This is a genomic window from Desulfosarcina widdelii (assembly GCF_009688965.1).
In the GTDB taxonomy this organism is placed as follows: Bacteria; Desulfobacterota; Desulfobacteria; order Desulfobacterales; family Desulfosarcinaceae; genus Desulfosarcina; species Desulfosarcina widdelii.
Genome location: NZ_AP021875.1, coordinates 675,831 through 699,440, shown reverse-complemented (window position 1 = coordinate 699,440; position 23,610 = coordinate 675,831). Strand labels below are relative to the sequence as shown.

The window sequence follows — 23,610 nt, the reverse complement described above, 5'->3', positions numbered from 1 at the left end:
AAATCGGCAGGCACAAAAAACAGCCGATGAAAACTTGCCTTTACGAGCTGCCCGTTTCCATCTTGATATTACTCCAGCAAATGCCCCAGCCGGTTCCATCTCACACCGAAATTCTCTTTATCCCATGACCAGTAAATGATAAATGCCTTGCCTTTTACCGCCAAAAGATCGACAAACCCCCAAAAACGGCTGTCATAGGAAAAATCGCGGTTGTCGCCCATGACAAAAAGTTTGCCTTCGGGAACGGTGATCGGGCCCAAATTATCCCTGGGTTGCAATCGGGCGGGAAATATCTTGGGATCTTTGTGGATGCTGTGGCCGTCTTTGATGGGTTTACCATTGACGAACAGCTTCTTGTTTCGAATCTCGACAACATCCCCCGGCATCCCGATCACCCGCTTGATAAAATCCTTACTGGGGTCCTCGGGGAATTCGAAGACGATGATATCCCCACGTTGCGGGTCTTTTATGGGAATAATGGTCTTTCGAAAAAAGGGTGCTTTAACCCCATAGATGAACTTGTTCACAAGGATATGGTCGCCAATCAACAGCGTGTCTTTCATGGAGCCGGATGGAATCTTGAATGCCTGAACCACGAATGTTCGAATAAAAAGGGCCAGAATAACGGCAACAATAATCGCTTCGATATTTTCACGCAGCGCTCCTTTTTTCTTTGGAGCGGCATCGGTGGATTCGTCTTTTTTCAAAACGGCCTAACGCCTTTCTTGTTTATCCAGTCAAATCGTTAAAATATGCATCGCAAAACCAGATTGGCAAAAATCCCCGCGATGATATCGTCCAGAATAATTCCCAACCCGCCTTTGACATTTTTATCGAACCACCGGATCGGAAAAGGTTTGAGTATATCAAAGACCCGGAACAATGCAAATCCCACGATGACAAAAACCGGAATAAATGGAAATGCAAACAGGGTCACAGCCATTCCGCAAACTTCGTCGATGACAACCAGGCCTGGATCCCGCTGCCCGACAATTTTTTCGGCACCGTGGGCAATCCAAACGGAAAACAAAATCAGCCCCAACAGAAAAATCGCACCCCATGCAATGCCCAACGCGGATATCAGGAGACACAATGGCAAAGCCGCGATCGATCCGATGGTTCCCGGCGCCACAGGCGAAAAACCGATTAGACCCCACGTTGCTGCAAACACGATTGTTTTTTCGTTTATCGCCGACATGGATATCTTTTAAATGTTGGTTTATCTAAAATTTTTCAATCCATAAACGTCAGAAGGTTTTCATCCTGCACGGCACCTGTCACTACGTCGTAAATTTCTGCAAGAGGAACGTTTTTTTCTTGGGCAACCTTCCTGCAGGAATCGAATTCCGGCGTGCATCGCCTGTGTCCGGAAGGACCCTGTACGCATTTGACCTGAATTTCTCCGAAGCGCGTTTTCACCGTGGCTTTAAAACGCTTTAAAATATCCCTCTGCACCCATTGGTAGCGGACACCGATCGTGGAGGTTTCCGCTAAAAGGCATGCCGCGACCGCGTCCTTTTTCTCGGGCGGGCACAATACTTCAATCTTGGTCCCCGGACGATTTTTCTTCATGGTCCCGGGGATCAGACAAACATCCAGGGCACCTTCCTGAAACAGCTTCTCCATAACATAGCCATACAACTCCGGATTCATGTCGTCTATATTGGTTTCCACCACACAAACAGCATCTCCGGTGACCTGCGACTGCGCGTCCGTTCGAACTCCGGCAAAAACCCGGAGGAGGTTAGGCGTGTCACAGGTTTCCCTGGAACCGCTGCCATAACCGATCCGTTCAATTTTCATTGGAGGAATCGGCCCGAATTCCCTGGCAATGGAGGCAATAATCCCTGCTCCCGTGGGGGTTACCTGTTCTCCGTCGGATGAACCGCCGTAAACCGGTATTCCGTTAAGAATTTCCAGTGTCGCGGGTGCCGGAATCGGCAATTTGCCGTGCGCACAATCAACGAACCCGCTTCCTAAGGGCAACGGCGATGATGTCGAGGACTCAATATTAAAATAGTCGAGACACAAGGCCGCCCCGACAATATCGACGATGCTGTCAACCGCTCCGACTTCGTGAAAATGGACGTCTTCTATTTCGCACCGGTGGACCTTCGCTTCGGCTTCGGCGATGCGGCTGAAAATATCCATTGAGGCCTTTTTCACTTTGTCGCTCAACGCCCCATCGTCAATCAAACGCACAATATCCCCGTAATTTCTGGGATGTGAATGCCCTTTTTCGATTACCGTTACCTGTTTTGCGCCAATACCGTTTTTCTTGACATCCCGAGCCACGATATCGAATTTCTCAAGACCAATTCCGTGAATCCGCTTTTGCAGCCAGTCTATGGGAACGCCCATATCGACAAAAGCACCGAGGAACATGTCTCCACTGATTCCTGAAAAGCAATCAAAATATGCGTGCATTCGTTTTTACCGATCTACCGATAATTTCTGAATTCGTAAAAATTTATTTCTCATTACGCTGCCGTCGCCTATTGACAAAAAGGACAAACCCCTTCATAAAAGGGCCAATTACGCGGAAGTGCGCAGCTTACTGGTGAGGCTCCCGGACTTCAAATCCGGTGTGGGGCGCTAATACCGTCCCGGGTGGGTTCGATTCCCATGCACTTCCGCCATTTTTATAACTATTTCAATATGTTGACATCCAAAACTAGTCACCAAAACATCACCAAAACACCCTACCCTCTCCTCGTATTTTAAATTTGCAGCCATCATTTTTTTTGGATTTTCAACCATTATTACCGTCTTAATTTTTTTTATTTTTGGGCCTTCAGGTCAGCTTTTTTGTTCCAAGCTTTTTTGGTCGGACATCCTGGTCGCACATTGGCACCGGTAGATTGATTGATCCGCTCTCATATACCTTATTCCCGCTTAAATCCAAAAAAATCTGAATCCCATATTTCACTCAATGTCATCATCACTTGCCAAGTAAGGGGCGGTGGTCCCAGTTCTCCGAGATATCTTTCCGGGGAGCAGGCCTGGCTCAACGGTGGCTACAATGCACAAAAAATACACCTGCCATCTCGAGTCAAAAATGGACCCACGAAGACGGGTCACGCGAACCGTTTAGTATTACAACAAATCGATGGTTAAGACAATGCCCATACCAATTAAGTTTGTTATGGCTTTTCGATCTGATCTCGATCATCATGGAAGGCCTGTCAAAGGGCTCTACCCAGTTGCGAATTTTCAGTTTGTATTCGCTATCGATATTATAAAAAACGCACAGCCAAGGAAACCGCAGCCGGTGTGGCCTCCACGGGTTCCTTACCAAACCTCCTGTCTATGTTAAATCGCTAACCTTTTCCCATTGAAAAATAATAGCCACCCCTTGTTTGTCGGTGGCTTTTTTGTGCGTTGTCGCCCCGGGGAATTCGAAACAAGAAGCCGCCTCAAAGCTTTGTTTTTCACTTGATTAATACGTCATTTTGACGTATTTTAAAATCTATAAAAGAAATGATCAACATCTTGAAACGGGCCCAGAAGGACCTGAAAAACGTTCCGAAATATATCGTCAAAAACTTTCAAAGGTGGGCTCTGCTTGTCGAGGATGTCGGTCTTGTCGAAGTTCGAAAAAAAGGCTTCCATGACGACCCCCTTTCCGGAGAACGGTCCGGCCAAAGGGCGGTTCGTCTGTCAAAGGCATATCGGCTCTTTTATGTCGAGTTGCCTGATGGAGAGATCAATATCGTTACCGTGTTAGAGGTGAACAAACATGAATCCTAACCAAAAATACGGGCTGGATGAATTTGAAAAGGAGCATGGCCCCCTGACATTCGGAGAGGCTCTGGAAAGCTATCGCCTATGTGAAGAAATCAGCCAGTCCGACATGGCAAAAAGAATCGGGATTTCTGCGCAAAGCCTTTGCGACATCGAAAAAGGCCGGCGGATTCCCACGCCAAAGCGGGCGGCTAAAATCGCACAAGTCATCGGGGAGCCCGAAATGTTCTGGATAAAAATGGCGCTGCAGGACAGCCTTAGAAAAGAGAACCTGAATTTTAATGTGTCCCTGAGTCCTTCAGCAGGCCCTGTTGATGCGCAAATGGCATAAAAAACATGAGGTGAAGTGGCCGTACAAAGAGTTCCTTGACCGGCTAACTCGTCTGCCAATATTTCCCCCTGGATGTATGGGCTCTCGTTCCATTTTCAGGTTGTTCTTATGGCTTTCTTAATGGAAGGACGCTGGCTCTTGACTGTTTTTGCTTCACCGTTACCAATGCACCCTTGATTAGTCGATCTTCAAATTGCTTTAGAGATGACAAGACTACCGCGGATAGCGTTTTCGGCGATACATCCTGGGTCCGAACCTGAATTACACTGGGGGAATCGGCATTGGTTGCAGCGAGTAAGGTTCCGAAATCAAGATCATGTGTAAATACGACATGGTTGTTATTGCGTGCCCATTTCATGATTTCGCGATCTGGAGCATTATCGGCTCCAACTTGCGACCAATGGATTGGTTCGTGACCTGCTGACTTTAAAATTGGCACCCATTGGGGAGAAAGATTCATGTCAATGACAATTTTCATGCTGTTCCCATAGCAAGAGGAACTTCTATTTCTTCAACACGCCAAGCCGCATATTGCAGAGCCTCTTCTATATCTTCTGCATCAAGGTAGGGATACAACTCAATGATTTCTTGTTTATTGTGACCAGAGGCAACAAGGCCAACAATCATCCCTACGGTGACTCTCATCCCCCGAATGCACGGTTTCCCCCCCATTACCTCGGGGTTAAAAGTAATTCTTTTTAAATTTTCCATGACTTTACCTATAATTTCTTATGTTTATGAGGGATCATACCATAAAAACTGCTTGAATGCTATTTTAGACTATCAATCCATTTTTTTCGTACTTTCTCGTTGTCCATGGCCCTATCAATCTAACAATAAAGAAACATCAAATCAAATTCAATTGCTCCCCTTCCCTACATACATGATTTGTGAATGTAATCGCATCAAAACTGGGTTGAAGTCAACTACAACATATTGTGGACACACGATATTTAACTGAATTAGAATATGGCAAGTAATCCCAAATTCCGGTTGAGACCGTTTTTGTGGGATAGCCAGAACGTATTTACAGCCGCTCAAATTTCATTCCTCTGCTCACTATTCAACTATTCCACCCTTCCCTCTGTCTACACAATTATAGTCGATTAATTAACCATCAATGGTACCAAAAGGCCCAGCATTACGCTAGAGCATTTGATGAACAATTGGTATCCTAACGCCAGCGATTCACGTACCGTCGAACGGTATCATAGCCGCAACTGAAGGTCTTCATAGAGCAACTGGTCGGTCCGGCGCTGCTTTTTAGGCAGTTTTTTATCCTTCACCAGCCACCCGTTCAATAAATCGAGGTGATTCCCTAACTGTGGTCGTGGTTTCACTTGGCGCGTGTATTCAAATGCCGTCTGGTCGCACCAGATGTCTTTGCCACCAGTATTCCTTGAAAAGGTTTAAATCATTGGCTGTCTTGCGTATCGATTTGCCGTCCCGATGAATTGATAAAAGAATTTTCCGTATCGCCTCCACTGTATGCATCCCCTGACTGGCCTCCTTTACTGGTTTTGGACAGCAATCTTAGGAGCCCACTCAGGGTGGATCAATTTTTTTTAAAGCCGATTTTGGCTAAAGGTGGGTCATTATTACACGCCGATTCACACAGGCACCACCTGAATCGCCGCTTCAGCATTAACTTGGAAAATCGGGCTTGAAAAAACTTGACAAAGCAAGTGGATGGTGACACCATGACATTAAATAATGAGGGTTGTTTGGGGCACACCTGGTGCCAAATCCAAATATAGGTGCGTGATCATTGACTGGCTGTCAAAAACGGACGACCGAATCCGAAATAAACTAACAATGCCAGTGGAAGAGGTGGTCGGATAATACAATTTAGAAACAGCCCCCAAGAACATCACGGATGATGCCAAGGCAACTTTCATGTCACCCGCAGGTATACTTTGTTGGTGAAAGTTCTCTGGCGGTGGTGGAGGATGAGGTCAAGGACTGGGTTATCAAGGTAATCGGAAAAACCCTCGAAGTATTAAAAATAACAGATAGTGAAGAGGAGCCTTCGGTTGCCTGCAAGAAGGCCGGTGAAGAAAAGTTCCTTCGTGGACGGTAGCAGATCTGCAAAGTCAGGCCGTCGGCCGTAAAGAAGTGGCAGAACCGATCTTTTTCCCGGCCTGGGAAAAACCGCGCGACACAACCGGGGTCGGCACTGGTTTCAATAGTGATTTTTTTGTTCAAGTGTGCGTAACGTGCAAACAAAATTGGAGAAAGAAATGAAATATCCGGATTTTAGATTCAGACCTAAGCAGCAAGTCCTGACCGATGAGCAACTCGAGGCGATTCACAGCGCAACTTTGGAAATTTTAGAAAGTGTTGGCATAAAAATTACCCATGGCGAAGCAAAGGCATTGCTGCACGACGCCGGGGCTAAAGTTGATGGCGACATGGTGAAAATTCCGGCTTGGATGGTCGAGGATGCGATTAGAAAGGCGCCACCGCGGGTGGTCTTGGGTAACCGTAAGGGGGAACGCACCGTTAACCTCGAAGGGGACAAGACCTTTTTTGGCCCGAGTCTGGATTGTATGGAATACTTGAATCCCGATACCAACGAGCGCAGACCCTTTCGGCTTGAGGACTGCCGGACAACGTCCAGGGTGGCGGATGCCCTGCCCTATTATGACTGGGTGATGACCATTAACGTCGCTAACGACGTTTCCGAAAAAGTTGCCGATCGTTATATTGCCAAGCAGGTATTGACCAATACCAAGAAACCCTACGTTTTCTGCTGTAACAACAAGGAAAGCCTTCGAGATATATACGAAATGGCCCTCCTAATCTGCGGGGGCGAGGATAAGTTCCAGCAGGCACCCCTCATCGCTCAATTCACGCAGCCCATCGCGCCGCTGGTGCATTATGATTCCAGTGTAGACAAACTGATGTTTTGCGCCGAGAAGGGCATTCCGTTGATATACTATTCGTCAGTCATGTGTGGTGGAACTGCGCCGATGACCTATGCCGGGGCATTGGCACAAGGCAGCGCCGAGAGCCTGTCCGGATTAGTGATCGCCCAGTTGGTAAAGCCGGGTGCTTCCTTTGTGTACGGTTCTTTTACCACAATAATTGATATGAAGACGACCATACATTCATATGCGGCCCCGGAAATGAGTCTGATGACCGCCGCCATGACTCAGATGGCTCAGCGTTATCAACTACCCTTTTTCGGTTCGGCCGGTTGCGCCGATGCCAAATTTCCGGATGCCCAAGCCGCCGCGGAAGCCGCCATTTCCTGCTTCAGTTCCTTTTTGATCGGCTCAAACTTGATCCATGATTCCGGGTGGCTGGATCACGGTACGGTAGCATCGCCTGCTTATATGGTTCTGGTACACGAAATTATCGAGATGATCGATCACTACATGACGGGTATTGACATCGATGAGGAACATCTTGCCGTCGAGACTATCAGAAAGACCGGACCAGGGGCGCAGTATTTAACCAATCCACATACATTCAAGCACTGTCGGAAGGCGTGGTATTCGGATCTTTTCGAACGCAAAACCTGGGATGCCTGGCTTGGCGAAGGGAGTGTTGTATTCGATGAGAGGCTAAGGGAGAAAACATTGAAACTGATGCAGCATGAGCCGGAGCCATTGGCGAGTGACATGCTCACCGAATTGGAAAACATGCAAAAAAAATGGAAATAGGACATTTTCCGACTATTTCATGACATTTTTTCTTCAAAAAAGACGAATAGAAGAAAGAACTGGGCGCGGCTTGATTCTCAGGTGATACGTTATACCCGGCACCGAATTCAGTGAACGCAAAGAAGGTGTCAGCCTACGGGCGCGTTTGAGGTGCTTGCCCATGAATACCTCGAAATCGTGAAATAGCCGGGATAATTCCAAGGCTTATATTAACGGCTGTCTATCATTTGAAAGGTGCCGAATATACTGATATATAGATACCCTGGATTGTTCAACCCGTGCAATTCGTGAGAACAGGGTTGCCCGTTGTCAAGGGGCCAGGGGCCTGTCGGTGATTGAACAGTATCCTTATATGAGGATGGCTCAATTATGAATACGGTCAGAATTATATCGATTCTACTTGCATGAGTAAAATGCACGAGATGGCCATAAATCTAACGAGGAGAAAAGAACTTAATGTTCCAGGAGGTCAAAAAGCCCATTCGGTTGTACGAAAAGGTAGCAGACCAGATCGAAAATGCTATCACTCGTCGAGAATTAAAGGTAAACGAGCGCTTGCCTTCGGAAGATGAGCTCTCGAAAGCATTCGATGTCTCTAAACGGACCTTGCGAGAAGCGATAAGAGTAGTCGAGCAAAAGGGTCTGGTGGAACTTACCCTGAACGGCACATACGTGAAGGAACCTTCCACCGATAAATTGGCTCAGAACCTTGCCCTGCTACTCAAACGCGGTCAAGTGGAGTGGCGGCACATCTATCAATATAGAAGCAACCTAGACGCCACCATTGCAGGCCTTGCCGCAGAAAATGCGACGGACAAGGATATTGCCGCATTAGAAAGCATGGTTGCAGAAGGCAACTATCTTTTAGAAAAAGAACCTTTTGACTGGCAGCGATACGTGGAGGCGGATATCAGAATTCATCTAAAGCTTGCCAGGATGACAGGCAACCCGATCTACGAATGGATTCTTGGTACCTTTCTGGAAAATATGAACGAATATTTCGATGCGTATCTTGACAAGGAAAACAATTTCAGCCGTAAAAATTGGCAGAACATGAATCGTCTGGTGCAGGCCATCAAAGACAGGCAGCCGCAAGAGGCAGCCCGACAGGCCGTGATTCACCTGGAGTTGGGGAGCGAATATTTCGGGGGAATCGTAGAAGCCACCCCCTGACTGACAAGGGCCGCCTCCCGGAAGAATACAAGCCTTGTCGAGTTAGTGGGCGAAATTGTCGTGACCAGCGCCTGAATGGTGTCACCATTCTATGGAATATTGGACACTCCAACATAGATACGCTTCATTAATCGATTAGGATTTTCATAAGGACTATATGGAAAGTTGAACGCCTGTTTATCTGGCTGAACAGTTACTGAAGACCAGGTGTGAGCGTGGTAAATGGTAGACGGGTTTTTAAGCCGACAGGCATTGTTAAATTTGTGACCGATCCGATAATCAGATCGCGGAACATGTGTTGACAGTATGTTTTTGAAAAGGAGAAAATTACATGAAAAGCATGACTCCCCGTGAAAGAGTACGGACTGCCTTAAACCATGAGGAGCCTGATCGGGTTCCCTTTATTTTGGGAGGTTGTACTACTACAGGTATCACTATTCAGGCTTATGAAAAATTGAAAAAATATCTCGGCCTGGATTCCGGAAAGACAGAATTTTATTCCGAATACCTGCAGATAGTCAGAGTGGAGGAACCGGTCTGCCAGGCTCTGGATATCGATATCCGCATAATCCCTGAAAAGGCGCCTGAAGGTTCTTCGGTTTATGATAAAGAAAAAGACATGATTACAGACGAATGGGGCATTCAATATCAGCGACCCAAGGGAAGTCTTTACTATGATATTTGTAATGCCCCTTTAGGGGAGGCGACGATTGACGACCTGGATTCATATCCATGGCCGGACCCGGAACACCCCGGGCGTCTTGAGGGCCTGCTGGACGAAGCTAGGGAATTGTATGACAATACAAGTTACGCCATATTTGGAGATACGCCGGGAAACAATCTGTTCGAAATGGCATGGGCGGTGCGTGGCATGGAACAATTTTTAAAGGATATGATTATCAACAAAGATTTTGTCCACGCATTGATGAGAAAGATTACCGACATCCAAAAAAAGAGGGCCGAAAGATATCTCTCTTTGGTAGGTGACTACATAGAAATATTCAGGACTTCCGATGACTTGGGAACACAGCACAGCCTGATGATGTCTCCTGAAATGTATCGGGAAATGATCAAGCCTTATCACAAGGAATATTTCGACCTGATTAAGCAGTACACCGACGCAAAGATTTTTTACCACTCATGCGGGGCGGTTTTTCCGATGATTGAAGATATCATCGAGGTAGGGGTGGATATTTTGAATCCAGTCCAAGTCTCCTGTAAAAACATGGATACTAGGAACCTGAAAGAAAAGTTCGGTGATCGCCTCTCCTTCTGCGGTGGAATCGATACACAGAGTATTTTACCCACGGGAACACCCGATGATGTCGCCAATGAGGTTAAACGGCGAATTAAAGATTTGGCTCCGGGCGGAGGCTATCTGCTGAATGCGGTTCATACCATTCAAGCCGACGTGCCGCCTGAAAATATTGTACGACTCTATGAGGCGGGCAAGCAATACGGAACCTATCCGCTCCCTGACTAAGTCCGGGGAGATCAAAATAGATAGAAATACATCATGCAGTGAAAATGCTTCAGCATTCAATCATATTGGCAACAGGGTGCGCGTTGAGACCATTTTATATTTGAAACGTTCTTTTTCAGAATCGAAAAGGCGATTTGTGTGATGTAATTATTTTAGCTGGGTTCTCTAAGTCTATATAGGGAGAGCAGATTAATGGCTGAAGTTGATATTTATGCAGGTATTTGCGGGTTTAAAACGGTAGTTTCCAGTGAGGATAAGGGGGGGTATAAAGCCATAATAAACCTTGAGAGCGAGTGCCCTAACTGGAGGTCGTTCAATGAGATCCTCGGCGGGAAAGAGATCAATGTTATGGCTGAACTGTTCAAAGACCGGAAGACGGGTACATTGAACTCGCAAGTATTTGATGTGGCGTTGAAAACCATACCGCATATATCCTGCCCCGTGATATCAGGAGTACTGAAGGCCATGGAGGTATGTACGGGATTGGCTTTGCCGAAAGGTGCCACTATTACCTTTCGCTAATGTAGGCCCTCTAAATGGTGTTTTTAATCTTTGATAAAAAGTAAAATTCAAATGCGGACCTCGTTGCTGAACGTTTATTCCTGATAGAACCACTGGATAGTGACTATTTTTAAAAATCAGCTGTACAAAAGCTTACTTGTTTCACTGTTTTTCGGTTTAGAATACATCTTCCCCAACGTCCTACGTTCGGCAACCAGGGTAAATCCAAAAGGGGGTTTCACAATGGACCTGGGCAATGCATGACCAAGCCCATCTCGTCGTGCTCTATTTTTTGTGCAAACAGCTTGGCGTTGTCCAAATCTTATTAAACGGTGTGACATCGATTCATGAATTAGAGGGGCGATCGTGATAAAATGATAGAGAACGAACAGTGCCCCTTTAAAGTGGTTTGACAGATAGAAGAAACGGTTACCTTGAAATGCTATCACCCGAAGAGTTGGCGGCTTCCTGGAAAGCCAGGATTCGGGTATGGGGAAATATTAAATTCGAAAGGAATGCAGATATCGGGAATCCTTATAATCTGCAAAGAGGGAGAAATGTGCGTCTACAATGCTAGTATTTTCAACGAGGTTTTCGGCCCCATTATGATCGGCCAATCAAGCTCACACACAGCCGGGCCTGCCCGCATTGGGATGATGTGCCATAATATGCTGCCGGATGATCCAGAAGATATAGAAATTACCTTCGATACTTTAGGGTCGTTCGCCGCAACTTATGAAGGACAGGGATCAGATTATGGTTTCATCGGCGGTATTATGGGCATTCCCATCAGAGATAAAAAAATAAAACGTTCTTTGATTACAGCAAATGAAAAAGGGATTCAACACAGATTCATCATTAAAAATTTGGGCTGCGATCTGCATCCGAATTTTGCGCATATAAAGATAACTACCGAAAGTGGTTATGTCCTTGACGTCGAGGCTGCTTCAACCGGCGGTGGAATGTTTGAGATTACGAAATACCAGGGATATGGAATCAACTTCAAGGGAGATTGCCATGAATTCGTTATCTTCAGCAAGGAGCCGGAAAACGTTGTCCTTGAGGTCCAAAAGCTTTTGAATACTTTCAAGATCGGATACCGAATCCACATAGTTCCGGGGCAAGAAGGGAAACCGGCACTGGTTAACCTGAAAACGGACTGGATGGATGACAAAGAATTTCAAAAAGCCCTTAAGGCTGCTGTCGGCGCAGATGACTCGCTCTATTTTAGGCCTATTCTTCCTGTCATAAAAAAAATGAACTGCAAGGTGCCTTTTACAGGGGCAACGGATGCATACGCTTATGCAAAAAAAAATAAGATAGATGAGCTTTGGAGGCTTGCGGCAGCATATGAATCGAGTATCAGCGGCACCAGTATAGACGATGTTTTGAAAATGACGTCTGAAATCCTGTCGATTATGCGTTCATCCGCCTACAAGGCCATTGCTGGCGGATACAGACACCGCGGATTTCTGCCCCCCCAGGGGATAGAGATGAACCGGAAAATATCCTCGAAATCTGTAAAACAAGTAGATCTTGGTCTTCTGAATAGGGCCTCCCTCTGGGCCAGCAGTATTATGGAATATAATATCTGCAACGGCCTTATTGTGGCTGCACCCACTGGTGGTTCAAGCGGGGTTCTGCCGGGCGCTGTCGTGTCTGTGGGAGAAGAATTGGGAAAAACAGACCTGGAGATTGAAAAAGCCTTGCTGGTAGGAGGATTAATCGGTGTTTTTATTGATCACCGGGCGACATTTGCTGCTGAAGTAGCTGCTTGTCAGGCAGAAATAGGATCTGCCAGCGCCATGGCTGCTGCTTCTGTTGTTCAGCTTCTCGGCGGAAGTGTGAAGCAGGGATTTGCTGCTGCCGCCTTGGCACTCCAAAACCTTCTTGGCCTTGTATGCGATCCGGTAGCAGGCGTAGGCAACGTTCCTTGCGTTGCCAGAAATGCAAGTGGTGCGGCCACGGCTTTGGTTTCTGCCAATATGGCATTGGCTGGCTTTGACCCTTGTATCCCCCTGGACGAAGTTATCGCAGCCATGCAGAGTATTGGTGACATGCTTGCGCCTGAACTGAAATGCACCGGAAGGGGGGGGCTTTGCATAACCCCTACTGGAAAGAGAATTGAAGAATCAATCGATTTAACCATGGCCTTTGACGATTGAGTGCAAAAGTTCAAGATCTTGTTGAACCGACATTTAAAAAGAGCGAGCACACCCCCGGGGTGTAGCCAGGCGATGTTCTCGATTCATTGTCAGATTACGTAAAAGGAAAAAGTGCGATCCCGGTTGATCGTTGATTCATGTGATGTGAAAAACAGCTCATAGAACTAACTTTCGGGCCAGCCATATTGGGTATAAAACCGGCCCTTTAGAGTGCCTTTTCCATACCGCTTCCAAGTGTGGGAGCAGCTAAATTTTGCTTGACATTTGTGTTGTATGGTGACACCAAAACATCATACATAAATACGCTCGAAAGGGTACCGTGATTAATAGATTCACTAATTACGGTAACAGAGAGGGTTTCCTTATTGTTTCGTTAGTTTAATAGATACGCCTATACAGCTATAATAGGCACGATATTGGCGGCGTGGACCGCGTTTTTATCGACCGTTTCGGTCATCATTGTAATGGAGGCAAAATGCTAATAGGCCTGGAGTCATTCAGCTACCACCTTTCTTTTTCATTCGGTAAGATGGATCTCTTTTCATTCATAAGGAAAACCAAAGAACTTGGACTCGACGGTGTCGAGATCAACATAGAAGGTGATGACTTGGGGCACCTGAAAGACGATTCTCAAGAGAACCTTCGACAGATTCGCGCCTTGTGCGAAGATTTGGGATTGTTCATAGAATTGGATGCCTGTGGCACCGCCCCGGCGAAGCTCCGCCATTATCTGGAAATATGTACATCTTTGGGTGCGGATCGTCTCAGAACCTATTCAAGCTTCGGCGGGGATGTCAAACAGGAGATGGCCCAGGCGATTCGTGATTTTAAGGAAGTGGCCCCTGCATTTGCCGACGCAGGGGTGCGGATCGCATACGAGAACCACGAATATGAAAGCTCTGATGACATCCTGCGCGTGATCGAAGCGATCGGCAGTCCGGTTGTCGGTGCCCACATAGACACTGGCAATTCCATGATGCTGTGGGAAGATCCCGTTATGGCAGTTCGCAATATGGCTCCCAAAGCGGTTTCCTCTCACTTCAAGGATCACTTGGTGATCGAAGTCAACGGCATGCCGATGATCGTCGGCGTGCCCTTGGGCAGCGGTGCTATCGATTTGGCAGAATGCTACCGTATATTGGCCGAAGAAACCGATTTGAGCCGGATAAACATAGAAGTCTGTTACGGCTATTTAGCGCCATTCAGGGTTGAACAGGCCAAGGGAGAGGGCGCCTCACTGGGCGAGGGTCCCTTCGTCGTAGTCCCGCCCCCTTTCAATCCGACAGTCGTTGCGCCGCACCTGTTGAAACCCAAGAAAGATGGATTCAAGTCCTATGCGTGGCAGGAGAATGCCAATCTGGTTGATGAGGGCGATTTGGACCAGCTGATTGCCTGGCAGGAGCGGTCTGTGGCGGCCAGCGTAGAGTATGTCAAACGTCTGAGAGACGATTACCAGGGCGGCTGACGATTTTCAATATGGAGAAATGAAGATGCAAGAGAAATTAACCGCCATCCATCTCCAAGCCTTACGCATACTGGAACATGTCGGTATCATTCTGCACCATGCCGAATTGATAGACATGCTCAAGGAACACGGTGTATCGGTCAAAGATAAAACGGTCTATTTTAAGCCTGATACGGTCATGGACGCGGTCCGGCGAGCACCGGACTCGTTCACGCTGCACGCCCGCAACCCTTGCCATGACATGATCATTGGCGGGAACAGAGTGAACTGTGCCCCCGGATACGGATGCCCGACAATTTGCAGAATAGACGGCTCGCGTCGCAATGCCGTGATGGCGGATTATGTCCGTATGGCCAAATTGGTCCACCAGTGCCCGCATTTCAGCATCAACGGCGGCATTCTGGCGCAGCCCTCAGACATTCCTATAGATATGAGCCATTTGCTCATGATCTACGCCACACTGGTATCCTCGGACAAGTGCCTCATGGGGGTTCCGGGAAACGCCACACAACTGAAAACCGCTATTGAATTGGCGTCCATTGCCTTCGGTGGTTTAGAAAAGTTTGCTGCCCGGCCGCACATTCTTTCATTGGTCAACTTAATCAGCCCATTGCAGATTGACGAAATGGCACTAGATACGATGATGATTGCGGCACGTCACAACCAGCCGTTGGTCATTTCACCCTCTCCAGCTGCTGGGACCACCGGGCCCATTGATCTGGCTGCCAACATCGCTCTGGCTACCGCCGAAGCCCTGGCAGGCATTGCTATCGTCCAGATGATCCAACCTGGAACACCGGTAATCTTCGGTCTTCAATGCCTGGGCGCCGATTTGAAGACCGGCAACATCTCAATCGGTTCGCCAGCATACGCTCTACAAGCCAAATATGCCGCGGCACTTGCGCGCATGTATCACCTGCCCAGTCGTTGCGGTGGTGCTCTGACCGATGCTGCCTACCTATCCCCGCAAAGCGGTTACGAGAGTATGCTGAATATGCTGGCGACATTTCAAAATGGGGTGAATTTTGTCGTCCACAGCGCAGGAATTCTGGATAGCTATTCAGCCATTTCGTATGAGAAGTTTATCATGGACATAGAAATCATCGATATGGTGCAGTACTACCTCAATGATGCCGCGGTTGACCCTCAAACGTTAAACCTGGAACTGATTCGATCAGTCGGACCGGGAGGTCAGTTCCTCACCACAATGGACACCTTGCAAAAGTGCCGGACACAATCGTGGAATTCATCGATCGGAGTTCGGGGCAAAAGTGACGGCGGATTACAGGAAGAAACGTTTTTAAAAAACATAGCCGCCAAAGAGATATTTATGCTGGATGCATATGAACCACCGACTATGGATCAGATGCTTCATTTCGAACTGGAAAATTTTCTCATTCGGCAAGGGGTTGATCAACCCTTAATAGATAAAATTAATTATTATTAATCAGGGGAGAGTCAGAATGAAGACAAAACAAAAAATTATAGTGAAATTATTCTCGGCAACTAGGACATAAAATTTAATTAAATCGTATGACTGCTGACAAGTTTATTTAGGTGAAAATTATGGACTTTGCTATTCACTCCCTTTCAGAAAAACCTTACAAGATATCGGCGCTCAGTGAGTTAACTACACCCTGCCTACTGTTGTTTCGTGACCGATTTGACTTCAATATCAAGCGGATGGGTAAGTTACTTGACTTGGTGTCACCGGGTTTCCCTATCAAAAATATTTGGCCTCACGTTAAAACGCACAAGTCAAAATGGGTTACCCGTGAGCTGATGACAGCTGGTTTCCAAGGGTTTAAAGCCACACCAATGGAAGCCGAGATGCTGATTGATTCCGGGGTTGAAACAATTTTTATTGCGTATCCACTGCTACCTGCCGAAGCGGACCATATTGCATCTCTGGTCAAAGGAAATCCTGACAAAAGGATAATTGTGCAGGCCGCACATCAGGACCATGCCACATATCTGTCGGAGGCAGCCGAAAAGTACGATATACAGTGGCATTTCTTTATTGATCTAAACGTTGGAATGAATCGGACCGGCACCGATCCCGAAGGTGCTCTTGGACTGTATAATTTGACCAAAAAAAACGAGCGATTTAAATTTTTTGGTATTCATGCCTATGATGGTCATAATGCCTTTTTTGACGAGAAAAAACGTCGTGAAACCTCTCAGGCTTCTGTTGAGATTCTAACGGAAGCTGTCCGCCGGTTTGAAAATAGAAACATTAGTGTTCCACGGGTGATGATGAGCGGTACACCAAGTTTTCTTCCCGATCTTGAATGCCTGAGTCATATTGATATGGACGCCGATATCATCTTATCTCCGGGAAATTGGATTTTTTTTGATACTTGGTATCATCAGATTATCCCAAACACTTTCGATGTGGCCGCCCTGATCTTGGTGCAGGTCATGGATAGACCCAATCCGAAAACGGCTACACTGAACCTGGGGTATAAACGATGGGGGATAGATCAAGGGAAAATAGAAGGATTCAGCATAGAAGGCATGGAAGCACTCGGCTGGAGTGAGGAGCATACAATAGTATCGGTGCCTCATGGAACGGACCTCCATATCGGGGATTATATATTGGTTGCTCCCCGGCACGCCTGCTCTACTGTAAACCTTTGGGAATATTTCGCCATTATCGGCCCAGATGGAGAAATTGATCAGAAAGGCTGTCCTATTGACGCTCGAAACCGATGATATCTATTCCATGTGGATAAAAGCAATTACATGATTCAGGGAATTAGTATCAAAAATGATTTTTAAACTGAAGGAGTAAACAAATATATTATGAAATTAGCACATATGATCATTAAAACGGAAAATGCACCTGGAGCAATTGGACCGTATTCTCAAGCCGTAAAGACGGATAAAATGGTATTTGTTTCAGGTCAGCTAGCTTTTGATCCTGCAACTGGAAATTTGGTTAACAATGATATTAAAGCTGAAATTCGCCAAGCATTGAAGAACCTAAAAGCGATATTAAAAGCTGCAGGAAGCAGTCTTGATAAAGTGGTTAAAACCACATTGTTCATAAAAAATATGGACGATTTTCCTATAGTAAACGATGTTTACGAAGAGTTTTTCTATAAAAATTTCCCGGCCCGGTCGTGTGTTGAAGTTGCCCGGCTTCCTAGAGATGCTAATTTCGAGGTTGAAGCAATCAGCCTGCTTTAGGAGAACACTAATTTAATTTAAAGGACTGCCCATATATGTTTCGAATCAGTCATCTATCTAACGCATCACGGTTAGTTACAGTGAATAATCGATTCAGTGCTATACCGTGGCTTGATTGAATAATTGCAACCAAATGGTGCGGCTTTCGTTAAAAACTTTCATGTGTTTATGCACTGATTGTTGGCAAGCAATTTCCTTAATTTTACATGAGAATGTATGTGCACTGATTCTATAGGACTACTCATATTTTATATTGGTGCAATTTATCGAAATAGGAACAATTATTCTTTGTCGTTAACAGGGAGATAAGAAATGCAAAAGAAAAAACCTATGATTCATGATTTTTACAAAATGAAAAAAGAAGGCCACAAAATTGCTTGGCTGACTGCCTATGATTTTCCTACAGCTCAATTTGCAGAAGCCGCTGGCATGGACATGATCTTGGTGGGAGATTCATTGGGCATGTGTGTTTACGGTTACCCCGGAACTGTACCTGTGACTATGGATCAATGCATCATTCACTGCGAAGCGGTCCGACGTGCAGCGCCAAACACCTTTGTAGTTGGTGACATGCCTTTTGGTAGCTACCAGATAGGCGATGAACATGCAGTGCAAAATGCCATCCGTTTCCTAAAAGAAGCCGATGTTGATGCAGTTAAGCTTGAAGGCGGTGAAAGAGTCGCTTCGCGTATCAAAGCCATTGTGGAGGCAGGGATAATTGTAATCGGCCATATTGGGTTAACACCGCAAAGTTCAGGCCAGTTGGGCGGTCATAAAGCACAAGGCCGCACTTCGGAATCGGCTCAAATAGTTATTGAAGATGCTTTGGCTGTGGAAAAAGCCGGAGCCCAAATGATTCTGGTTGAGGCTGTGCCTCCTGAAGTAACTGCCTTTATAAGTAAAAAACTCACGATTCCCGTTCTTTCCATCGGAGCAGGCGCTTCCTGTGACGGGCAGTTGTTGATCGTCTCGGATCTGGTCGGTCAGTTTACAGCATTCACCCCGAAATTCGTTAAAAAATACGCAAATGTCGCTGAAATTATAACTCAAGCAATGCGTAACTATGTAGAGGATGTAAAAGACAAAAAATTTCCTACCGATGAACATTGTTACAACATGCTTAAAGGAGAGACCGAAAAATTTAACGAATTGATAAAACAGTATTCTTAATCTTCAATAAACGATCGACGTGACAGGATCAGGATTGAGGCAGCGCTTAAAGATTTCCGATAACCATACAAATTACGAATAGAGGAGGATGTAATATGGTAACTCAAGACATTTTCAACGCAGTACTGGCCTTTGATGAGGCAACGGTCGTAGCCAAGACCCAGGAGGGAATCGATACCGGCACGGCCATCGACAGCATTCTCAACGACGGTCTGATCAGCGCCATGGACGAAGTGGGCGAAAAGTTCAGCGCCGGGGAGCTGTTCGTACCCGAGATGCTCATGGCGGCCCAGGCCATGAAGGCCGGCCTGGAGCTGCTCAAACCCCACCTGGGCGAAGGCGGCGGCCAGAGCAAGGGCACGGTGGTGATTGGCACGGTCAAGGGCGATTTGCACGACATCGGCAAAAACCTGGTCTCCATGATGATGGAAGGGGCCGGTTTCGATGTCGTCGACCTGGGTGTGGACGTGGAGAGCGAAGCCTTTGTCAAGAGTGCGGCGGAGAAGAACGCCGACGTGATCGCCCTTTCGGCGCTGTTGACCACGACCATGCCGGCCATGGAGAGCACGGTCAAGGCGGTGAAAGAGGCGGGCATGGCGACGCGTACGATCATCGGTGGCGCCCCGGTGACCCAGGCCTTTGCGGACCAGATCGGCGCGGACGGATACAGCGCCGATGCTCCTGGAGCGGTGAAGCTGGTCAAAGAGCTGGTGGCCTGACGGCCACCAGTGAACGGTGAACGGTGAACGAAAAAACCGAACCTTGAACCTCAACCAAGGAACCAGAGCCATGATCATCATCGGCGAACTGATCAACGCCAGCCGCAAGGCCATCAAGGCGGCCATCGAGGCCGGCGATGGCGCAGCCATCCAGAAGGTGGCCGTCGACCAGGCCGAGGCCGGGGCCGACTACATCGACGTCAACGCCGGTATCTTCGTGGGCAAAGAGTCCGAATACCTCAAATGGCTGGTCGAAACCGTCCAGCAGGTCACCGACAAGCCCTGCGCCATCGACAGCCCGGACCCGGCAGCCATCGAAGCGGCGTTGTCGGTGCACAAAGGCACCCCCATGATCAACTCCATCTCGTTGGAGAAGGAGCGCTACGAAAAGCTGATGCCCATCATCGCCGGCACGGACATGAAGGTGATCGCGTTGTGCATGAGCGATGCGGGCATGCCCCAGACCGTGGAAGACCGCATGAAAATCGCCGACGAACTGGTGGGCGGCCTTTTAAGGAACAACGTGGCGGTGGCGAACATCTTCGTGGACCCCTTGGTGCAGCCGGTGTCGGTGGACAGCACCTTCGGGGTGGAGTTTGTCAACGCCATCGAGCAGATTGTAAAAACCTTTCCGGGCATTCACACAGCCTGCGGGCTGAGCAACATATCGTACGGCTTGCCGTCCCGAAAGTTCATGAACCAGACCTTCATGACCATGGCCATTGCCAAGGGCCTGGACGGGGCCATCATCAACCCGCTGGACCAAAAGATGATGGCCAACATCATCGCCGCCGAAGCGCTGGCAGGAAAAGACAATTTCTGCATGAACTACCTCAAGGCCTTCCGGGCCGGTGTTATTGTGTAAGCGCATATTTCATGATTTGAGGAATCAGCATCGGTACGACAGGCATTCATGGAAATATAGTATCTGTGGGGGTTAACAGTAATTTTAAATCATCAAATAAGACGGGCGGCAAGGGCCCTTAGTGAAACCTGTATACCAGAGGGAAGGTTGAAAAAAGGTTAGGCCCGGAAACGCCATGACAGGTACCCTCAGCGATAGTGGATTTTAACGCCAAACATTTTTTTCAACCGTAAGCATCTGCATTTTTTAGAGGCCAGGATGGTTAATACCTTCAGAATTTTCAGCTCGCTGTTTTTAACGGCTTTTATTTTCCTGGTCGGCAACGGTTTGTTGAATACACTTGTGAGTGTACGGATGACAGTGGAAGGCTTCGCTACAACCACTATCGGTGTAATCTTGTCCAGCCACTTCACAGGTCTTTTGATCGGTTCATTCGTTTGCCAGCGATTGATACGAAAGGTTGGCCATATCCGAGCCTTTGCTGTGTTCGCCGCTCTTACGACATCAACAATCCTTCTATACGGGATGTACATTGCGCCTTGGTTTTGGTGCCTGTTGCGGTTTTCTAACGGCATTACAATCTTTGGTCTGTTCGTGGTCATAGAGAGTTGGCTCAACGAATGCACCGAATCAGACCGTCGGGGGCGCGTATTTTCCATCTACATGACATTGATGTATATGGGAATCGGTATCGGCCAACAATTGCTGAATGTTGCCGATGTTTACGGCCAGGGACTGTTCATTTTAGCGGGAATCGTATTTTCACTCTGCCTCATCCCGGTATCCACTACCGAAGGGGTCCACCCCCGTTTACCGGAAACCCAGCCCACCAGCTTCATGTCGCTTTTCCACAAAGTGCCCTTGGGCATTTTGGGGTGTTTGGCCTCCGGTATGACCAACAGTGCCTTTTTTGCCATGACACCGGTATATTGCAATTCAATAGACCTGTCGCTTCACCAGCTGTCCTGGATCATGTCAATCACCGTTTTTTGCGGTCTGGCAGCCCAATGGATCGCCGGGACCCTTTCTGATCGTTTTGACCGCACATTGGTCTTGGCAGTGATCGCCACCGCAATGACAGTCGTTAGCGGGATCATGTTCATCGTCGGAGAGATTTCTTTTTGGCAATTGGTAATAGAAATGGGATTGTTCGGCGCCCTCGCGTTCACCGTCTATCCAATATCGGTAGCCAGAACTCACGATGTCTGCGGTGGGCTCGAAGCGGTAGGCGTTAGCGCAAACCTTTTGTTTGCTTACAGTATCGGTGCCAGTGTCAGCCCTTTTTTGGTATCCGTAGTGATGACCCTGCTGGACTCGCCTGCCGGACTTTTTGTTTTCTGGGGATTGAACAGCGGCGCATTGGCCGTGGTCATATTATACTTGCGGAAGCGGGATAAAGTAGATGTGGTTCCCGTGGAAGAACAGGTCCTTTTCGTTCCAATGAAAAGTACCTCGCCAGTGGTCATGGCCTTGGACCAAAGGACAGATGGAGAGGTCAATTAGTAAGGATTTTATAACACCGGTGCTCCAGTTGTGGCATGAAAACCAGGGTCCAACTTGAAAAGTTTGTCGAATAATCTGAAATTGTTTCGGCATTGATGTCGATATGAGTGCGGCTGTGAAGACACCATTTATGCACCGTCTTCACCCCGATATATGGTTTTGGAAATGTAGACTATCCACTGATCATCGCAACTTTGACGATTTGTTCCTGTCTGCTGCGAAGATATACGCGATATTAAGTTTCATGAAACCTTGATGCGAACACTGATATTGACAGCAGATTGTATGTGTTCGATAGGACCGTATTGTCATACAACATTCGATTACTTTTTATATGTGGCCATGGATGTCGCTCTGAATACTTTGGGAAGCGCCAAAATATGGCGCTCAGTTTATCCGCATACCCTGCAAAATGGGATATCAATTTGTGTTTAGGGATTTTTTCTTGACACTTGCTATGTATGGTGACACCATTAACCCACACATCAGATTGAAGTGAAATCACATGGCACGATTCAACTGAGTGTTGAGAAACTCGTAAAATGGGTCAAATTTAGGCGCATGGGTGCCTGCATGCGTAAGCTATAGATTTATATGGATACCTTACAAGACTTTAGTGCGGGTGGAAATGACGTTTTCTGCATTTTGTAAGAGGGTAAAAAATGTTTAATAAGGTCGTTCGGCCTAATCGTATTTATCAAGAAGTGGCGGATCAGATAGAAGACCATATCCTTTCGGGTAAACTGGTGCCCGGCGAACGACTGCCAGCTGAGAGAAATTTGTCTGAAACCCTCAACATCAGCCGGAGAACCTTACGGGAGTCCCTGCGAGTTCTAGAACAAAAAGGGCTAATTGAGATTTGCACAACCGGTACCTTTGTCAAAGTGACAACCACAGAGAAGTTAAGCCAGAGCCTGGGGCTGGCGATAAAATCCAAGCAGATCTCCTGGGAGGACATTGTACAATTTCGTTCCGAGATTGAAGGTATTGTCGCCAGAAAAGCGGCAAAACTGGCCACTGAAAGGGATATCGCGAAACTTGAAGAAATCATTAAAAAGATCGAAGATCTCACAAAAGATGATAAACTCGATTGGGATTCATATATAGAGTTGGATATAAGTTTACATCTAATCTTGGCCAAAACGACCGGCAACCGTATTTACGGTATAATTTTAAGAACCATCCTTGACAACCTTGCGGCCTATTTTCAGATCTATCGTTCAAACGAGGATGCGTTCAGTCTGGAAAACCTGAAAAACCTAAAAAGCATTGTCGATGCTGTTAAAAGAGGTGACGAAAATTCCACCCAGGAAGCGATTTTGGAACATTTCAAAATCGGCAGTGCCTACTTGAAGAAAGGAGGTGGTTTTAAGAGTTAAATCCGGAGTAATGAATGGTCCGCACCAAAAAAACGGCAGGGCGTTGTGACTGAGATGATTTAGCGAGCTGGGATCTATTTCCACCCGATGGCCAATCTTGTTTAATAATTTTTTCTTCCATTTGGTGACACCATGTCTTAATACAAAAAAGGTCTTCACGAGAAAGGCGCATCCTTACAGAGCACGAGCCTGCTTATAGGGTCGCCGAGGTGAGCGCCCTGCCCAAGAAGGGCCCATGCGGGTATCAACGTG

The 23,610-nt window shown here is 47.0% G+C and carries 22 protein-coding genes and 1 tRNA gene; 18 read left to right on the top strand and 5 right to left on the bottom strand.

From position 1 onward, the window contains the following. Positions 1-68: 68 nt before the first annotated feature. From lepB to larC, 3 genes are all read right to left on the bottom strand, one after another. Positions 69-707: a signal peptidase I gene (gene lepB, locus GN111_RS03310; RefSeq protein ID WP_155302383.1), complete on the bottom strand. Its 639-nt coding sequence runs from the start codon at positions 705-707 to the stop codon at positions 69-71. A 38-nt stretch (positions 708-745) separates the two neighbouring features. Next, entirely contained in the window at positions 746-1,171 is a 426-nt protein-coding gene (locus GN111_RS03305) for a phosphatidylglycerophosphatase A family protein (RefSeq protein ID WP_231715662.1), read from the bottom strand. Between the two features lie 62 nt (positions 1,172-1,233). Then, positions 1,234-2,427 (bottom strand): nickel pincer cofactor biosynthesis protein LarC, encoded by a 1,194-nt coding sequence (larC, locus tag GN111_RS03300; RefSeq protein ID WP_155302382.1) that lies wholly within the window; start codon positions 2,425-2,427, stop codon positions 1,234-1,236. Between the two features lie 114 nt (positions 2,428-2,541). Between larC and GN111_RS03295 the strand changes: the two genes are divergently transcribed. From GN111_RS03295 to GN111_RS03285, 3 genes are all read left to right on the top strand, one after another. Continuing rightward, positions 2,542-2,639, top strand: a tRNA-Sec gene (locus GN111_RS03295). 841 nt (positions 2,640-3,480) lie between these two features. After that, positions 3,481-3,750, top strand: coding sequence for a type II toxin-antitoxin system mRNA interferase toxin, RelE/StbE family (locus GN111_RS03290; RefSeq protein WP_155302381.1), 270 nt, complete (start codon positions 3,481-3,483; stop codon positions 3,748-3,750). Continuing rightward, positions 3,740-4,075 carry a helix-turn-helix transcriptional regulator gene (locus GN111_RS03285; protein WP_155302380.1) on the top strand — a complete coding sequence of 112 codons (336 nt, stop codon included), beginning with the start codon at positions 3,740-3,742 and terminating at the stop codon, positions 4,073-4,075. Before GN111_RS03290 ends, GN111_RS03285 begins: the two co-directional genes overlap by 11 nt. Before the next feature lie 106 nt (positions 4,076-4,181). Here GN111_RS03285 and GN111_RS03280 read toward each other — a convergent pair whose 3' ends face one another. Beyond that, positions 4,182-4,553 (bottom strand): DUF5615 family PIN-like protein, encoded by a 372-nt coding sequence (locus GN111_RS03280; RefSeq protein ID WP_155302379.1) that lies wholly within the window; start codon positions 4,551-4,553, stop codon positions 4,182-4,184. Next, the gene (locus GN111_RS03275) at positions 4,550-4,786 is read right to left on the bottom strand and encodes a DUF433 domain-containing protein (protein WP_155302378.1); all 237 of its coding nucleotides are present in this window, start codon (positions 4,784-4,786) and stop codon (positions 4,550-4,552) included. The genes GN111_RS03280 and GN111_RS03275 overlap by 4 nt, the downstream gene beginning before the upstream one ends. Before the next feature lie 1,165 nt (positions 4,787-5,951). On the opposite strand from GN111_RS03275, the gene GN111_RS03270 reads away from it, so the two are divergent. The 15 genes from GN111_RS03270 to GN111_RS03200 all read left to right on the top strand — a co-directional run bounded on the left by GN111_RS03270 (position 5,952) and on the right by GN111_RS03200 (position 23,358). After that, positions 5,952-6,155, top strand: coding sequence for a hypothetical protein (locus tag GN111_RS03270; RefSeq protein WP_155302377.1), 204 nt, complete (start codon positions 5,952-5,954; stop codon positions 6,153-6,155). A 160-nt stretch (positions 6,156-6,315) separates the two neighbouring features. Then, positions 6,316-7,743: a trimethylamine methyltransferase family protein gene (locus GN111_RS03265; protein WP_155302376.1), complete on the top strand. Its 1,428-nt coding sequence runs from the start codon at positions 6,316-6,318 to the stop codon at positions 7,741-7,743. Between the two features lie 456 nt (positions 7,744-8,199). Further along, positions 8,200-8,916, top strand: coding sequence for a FadR/GntR family transcriptional regulator (locus GN111_RS03260; protein WP_155302375.1), 717 nt, complete (start codon positions 8,200-8,202; stop codon positions 8,914-8,916). 331 nt (positions 8,917-9,247) lie between these two features. Then, complete coding sequence (locus GN111_RS03255; RefSeq protein ID WP_155302374.1) at positions 9,248-10,399, top strand: uroporphyrinogen decarboxylase family protein; 1,152 nt, start codon at positions 9,248-9,250, stop codon at positions 10,397-10,399. Between the two features lie 192 nt (positions 10,400-10,591). After that, positions 10,592-10,921 carry a DUF6951 family protein gene (locus GN111_RS03250; protein WP_155302373.1) on the top strand — a complete coding sequence of 110 codons (330 nt, stop codon included), beginning with the start codon at positions 10,592-10,594 and terminating at the stop codon, positions 10,919-10,921. Positions 10,922-11,457: 536 nt separating this feature from the next. Beyond that, a complete protein-coding gene (locus GN111_RS03245; protein WP_170302105.1) occupies positions 11,458-13,065 on the top strand; it encodes an L-serine ammonia-lyase, iron-sulfur-dependent, subunit alpha in 1,608 nt (535 codons plus the stop codon). 475 nt (positions 13,066-13,540) lie between these two features. Then, positions 13,541-14,530, top strand: coding sequence for a sugar phosphate isomerase/epimerase family protein (locus GN111_RS03240; RefSeq protein WP_155302371.1), 990 nt, complete (start codon positions 13,541-13,543; stop codon positions 14,528-14,530). A gap of 25 nt (positions 14,531-14,555) precedes the next feature. Beyond that, positions 14,556-15,977, top strand: coding sequence for a trimethylamine methyltransferase family protein (locus tag GN111_RS03235; protein WP_170302104.1), 1,422 nt, complete (start codon positions 14,556-14,558; stop codon positions 15,975-15,977). 119 nt (positions 15,978-16,096) lie between these two features. Next, the gene (locus GN111_RS03230) at positions 16,097-17,245 is read left to right on the top strand and encodes an alanine racemase (RefSeq protein ID WP_155302369.1); all 1,149 of its coding nucleotides are present in this window, start codon (positions 16,097-16,099) and stop codon (positions 17,243-17,245) included. A gap of 90 nt (positions 17,246-17,335) precedes the next feature. Beyond that, entirely contained in the window at positions 17,336-17,722 is a 387-nt protein-coding gene (locus GN111_RS03225; protein WP_155302368.1) for a RidA family protein, read from the top strand. A gap of 312 nt (positions 17,723-18,034) precedes the next feature. Next, on the top strand, positions 18,035-18,892 hold the full coding sequence (gene panB, locus GN111_RS03220) for a 3-methyl-2-oxobutanoate hydroxymethyltransferase (RefSeq protein ID WP_155302367.1): 858 nt from the start codon (positions 18,035-18,037) through the stop codon (positions 18,890-18,892). A gap of 95 nt (positions 18,893-18,987) precedes the next feature. Beyond that, complete coding sequence (locus GN111_RS03215) at positions 18,988-19,611, top strand: corrinoid protein (RefSeq protein ID WP_155302366.1); 624 nt, start codon at positions 18,988-18,990, stop codon at positions 19,609-19,611. 70 nt (positions 19,612-19,681) lie between these two features. Continuing rightward, positions 19,682-20,476, top strand: a complete 795-nt coding sequence (locus GN111_RS03210) for a methyltetrahydrofolate cobalamin methyltransferase (RefSeq protein ID WP_155302365.1) — start codon at positions 19,682-19,684, stop codon at positions 20,474-20,476. Positions 20,477-20,734: 258 nt separating this feature from the next. After that, positions 20,735-21,979 (top strand): MFS transporter, encoded by a 1,245-nt coding sequence (locus GN111_RS03205; protein WP_155302364.1) that lies wholly within the window; start codon positions 20,735-20,737, stop codon positions 21,977-21,979. 662 nt (positions 21,980-22,641) lie between these two features. Further along, positions 22,642-23,358 carry a FadR/GntR family transcriptional regulator gene (locus GN111_RS03200; RefSeq protein ID WP_155302363.1) on the top strand — a complete coding sequence of 239 codons (717 nt, stop codon included), beginning with the start codon at positions 22,642-22,644 and terminating at the stop codon, positions 23,356-23,358. Positions 23,359-23,610: the final 252 nt, after the last annotated feature.

What these genes read in the sequence shown, in the direction of transcription:
- GN111_RS03275 (WP_155302378.1), bottom strand. Translation starts at nt 4,786, where the DNA reads ATGGAAAATTTAAAAAGAATTACTTTTAACCCCGAGGTAATGGGGGGG.
- GN111_RS03200 (WP_155302363.1), top strand. Translation starts at nt 22,642, where the DNA reads ATGTTTAATAAGGTCGTTCGGCCTAATCGTATTTATCAAGAAGTGGCG.
- GN111_RS03250 (WP_155302373.1), top strand. Translation starts at nt 10,592, where the DNA reads ATGGCTGAAGTTGATATTTATGCAGGTATTTGCGGGTTTAAAACGGTA.
- GN111_RS03240 (WP_155302371.1), top strand. Translation starts at nt 13,541, where the DNA reads ATGCTAATAGGCCTGGAGTCATTCAGCTACCACCTTTCTTTTTCATTC.
- GN111_RS03265 (WP_155302376.1), top strand. Translation starts at nt 6,316, where the DNA reads ATGAAATATCCGGATTTTAGATTCAGACCTAAGCAGCAAGTCCTGACC.
- GN111_RS03255 (WP_155302374.1), top strand. Translation starts at nt 9,248, where the DNA reads ATGAAAAGCATGACTCCCCGTGAAAGAGTACGGACTGCCTTAAACCAT.
- panB (WP_155302367.1), top strand. Translation starts at nt 18,035, where the DNA reads ATGCAAAAGAAAAAACCTATGATTCATGATTTTTACAAAATGAAAAAA.
- GN111_RS03225 (WP_155302368.1), top strand. Translation starts at nt 17,336, where the DNA reads ATGAAATTAGCACATATGATCATTAAAACGGAAAATGCACCTGGAGCA.
- GN111_RS03230 (WP_155302369.1), top strand. Translation starts at nt 16,097, where the DNA reads ATGGACTTTGCTATTCACTCCCTTTCAGAAAAACCTTACAAGATATCG.
- GN111_RS03235 (WP_170302104.1), top strand. Translation starts at nt 14,556, where the DNA reads ATGCAAGAGAAATTAACCGCCATCCATCTCCAAGCCTTACGCATACTG.
- GN111_RS03270 (WP_155302377.1), top strand. Translation starts at nt 5,952, where the DNA reads ATGATGCCAAGGCAACTTTCATGTCACCCGCAGGTATACTTTGTTGGT.
- GN111_RS03245 (WP_170302105.1), top strand. Translation starts at nt 11,458, where the DNA reads ATGTGCGTCTACAATGCTAGTATTTTCAACGAGGTTTTCGGCCCCATT.
- GN111_RS03260 (WP_155302375.1), top strand. Translation starts at nt 8,200, where the DNA reads ATGTTCCAGGAGGTCAAAAAGCCCATTCGGTTGTACGAAAAGGTAGCA.
- GN111_RS03215 (WP_155302366.1), top strand. Translation starts at nt 18,988, where the DNA reads ATGGTAACTCAAGACATTTTCAACGCAGTACTGGCCTTTGATGAGGCA.
- larC (WP_155302382.1), bottom strand. Translation starts at nt 2,427, where the DNA reads ATGCACGCATATTTTGATTGCTTTTCAGGAATCAGTGGAGACATGTTC.
- GN111_RS03205 (WP_155302364.1), top strand. Translation starts at nt 20,735, where the DNA reads ATGGTTAATACCTTCAGAATTTTCAGCTCGCTGTTTTTAACGGCTTTT.
- GN111_RS03210 (WP_155302365.1), top strand. Translation starts at nt 19,682, where the DNA reads ATGATCATCATCGGCGAACTGATCAACGCCAGCCGCAAGGCCATCAAG.
- GN111_RS03290 (WP_155302381.1), top strand. Translation starts at nt 3,481, where the DNA reads ATGATCAACATCTTGAAACGGGCCCAGAAGGACCTGAAAAACGTTCCG.
- GN111_RS03285 (WP_155302380.1), top strand. Translation starts at nt 3,740, where the DNA reads ATGAATCCTAACCAAAAATACGGGCTGGATGAATTTGAAAAGGAGCAT.
- GN111_RS03280 (WP_155302379.1), bottom strand. Translation starts at nt 4,553, where the DNA reads ATGAAAATTGTCATTGACATGAATCTTTCTCCCCAATGGGTGCCAATT.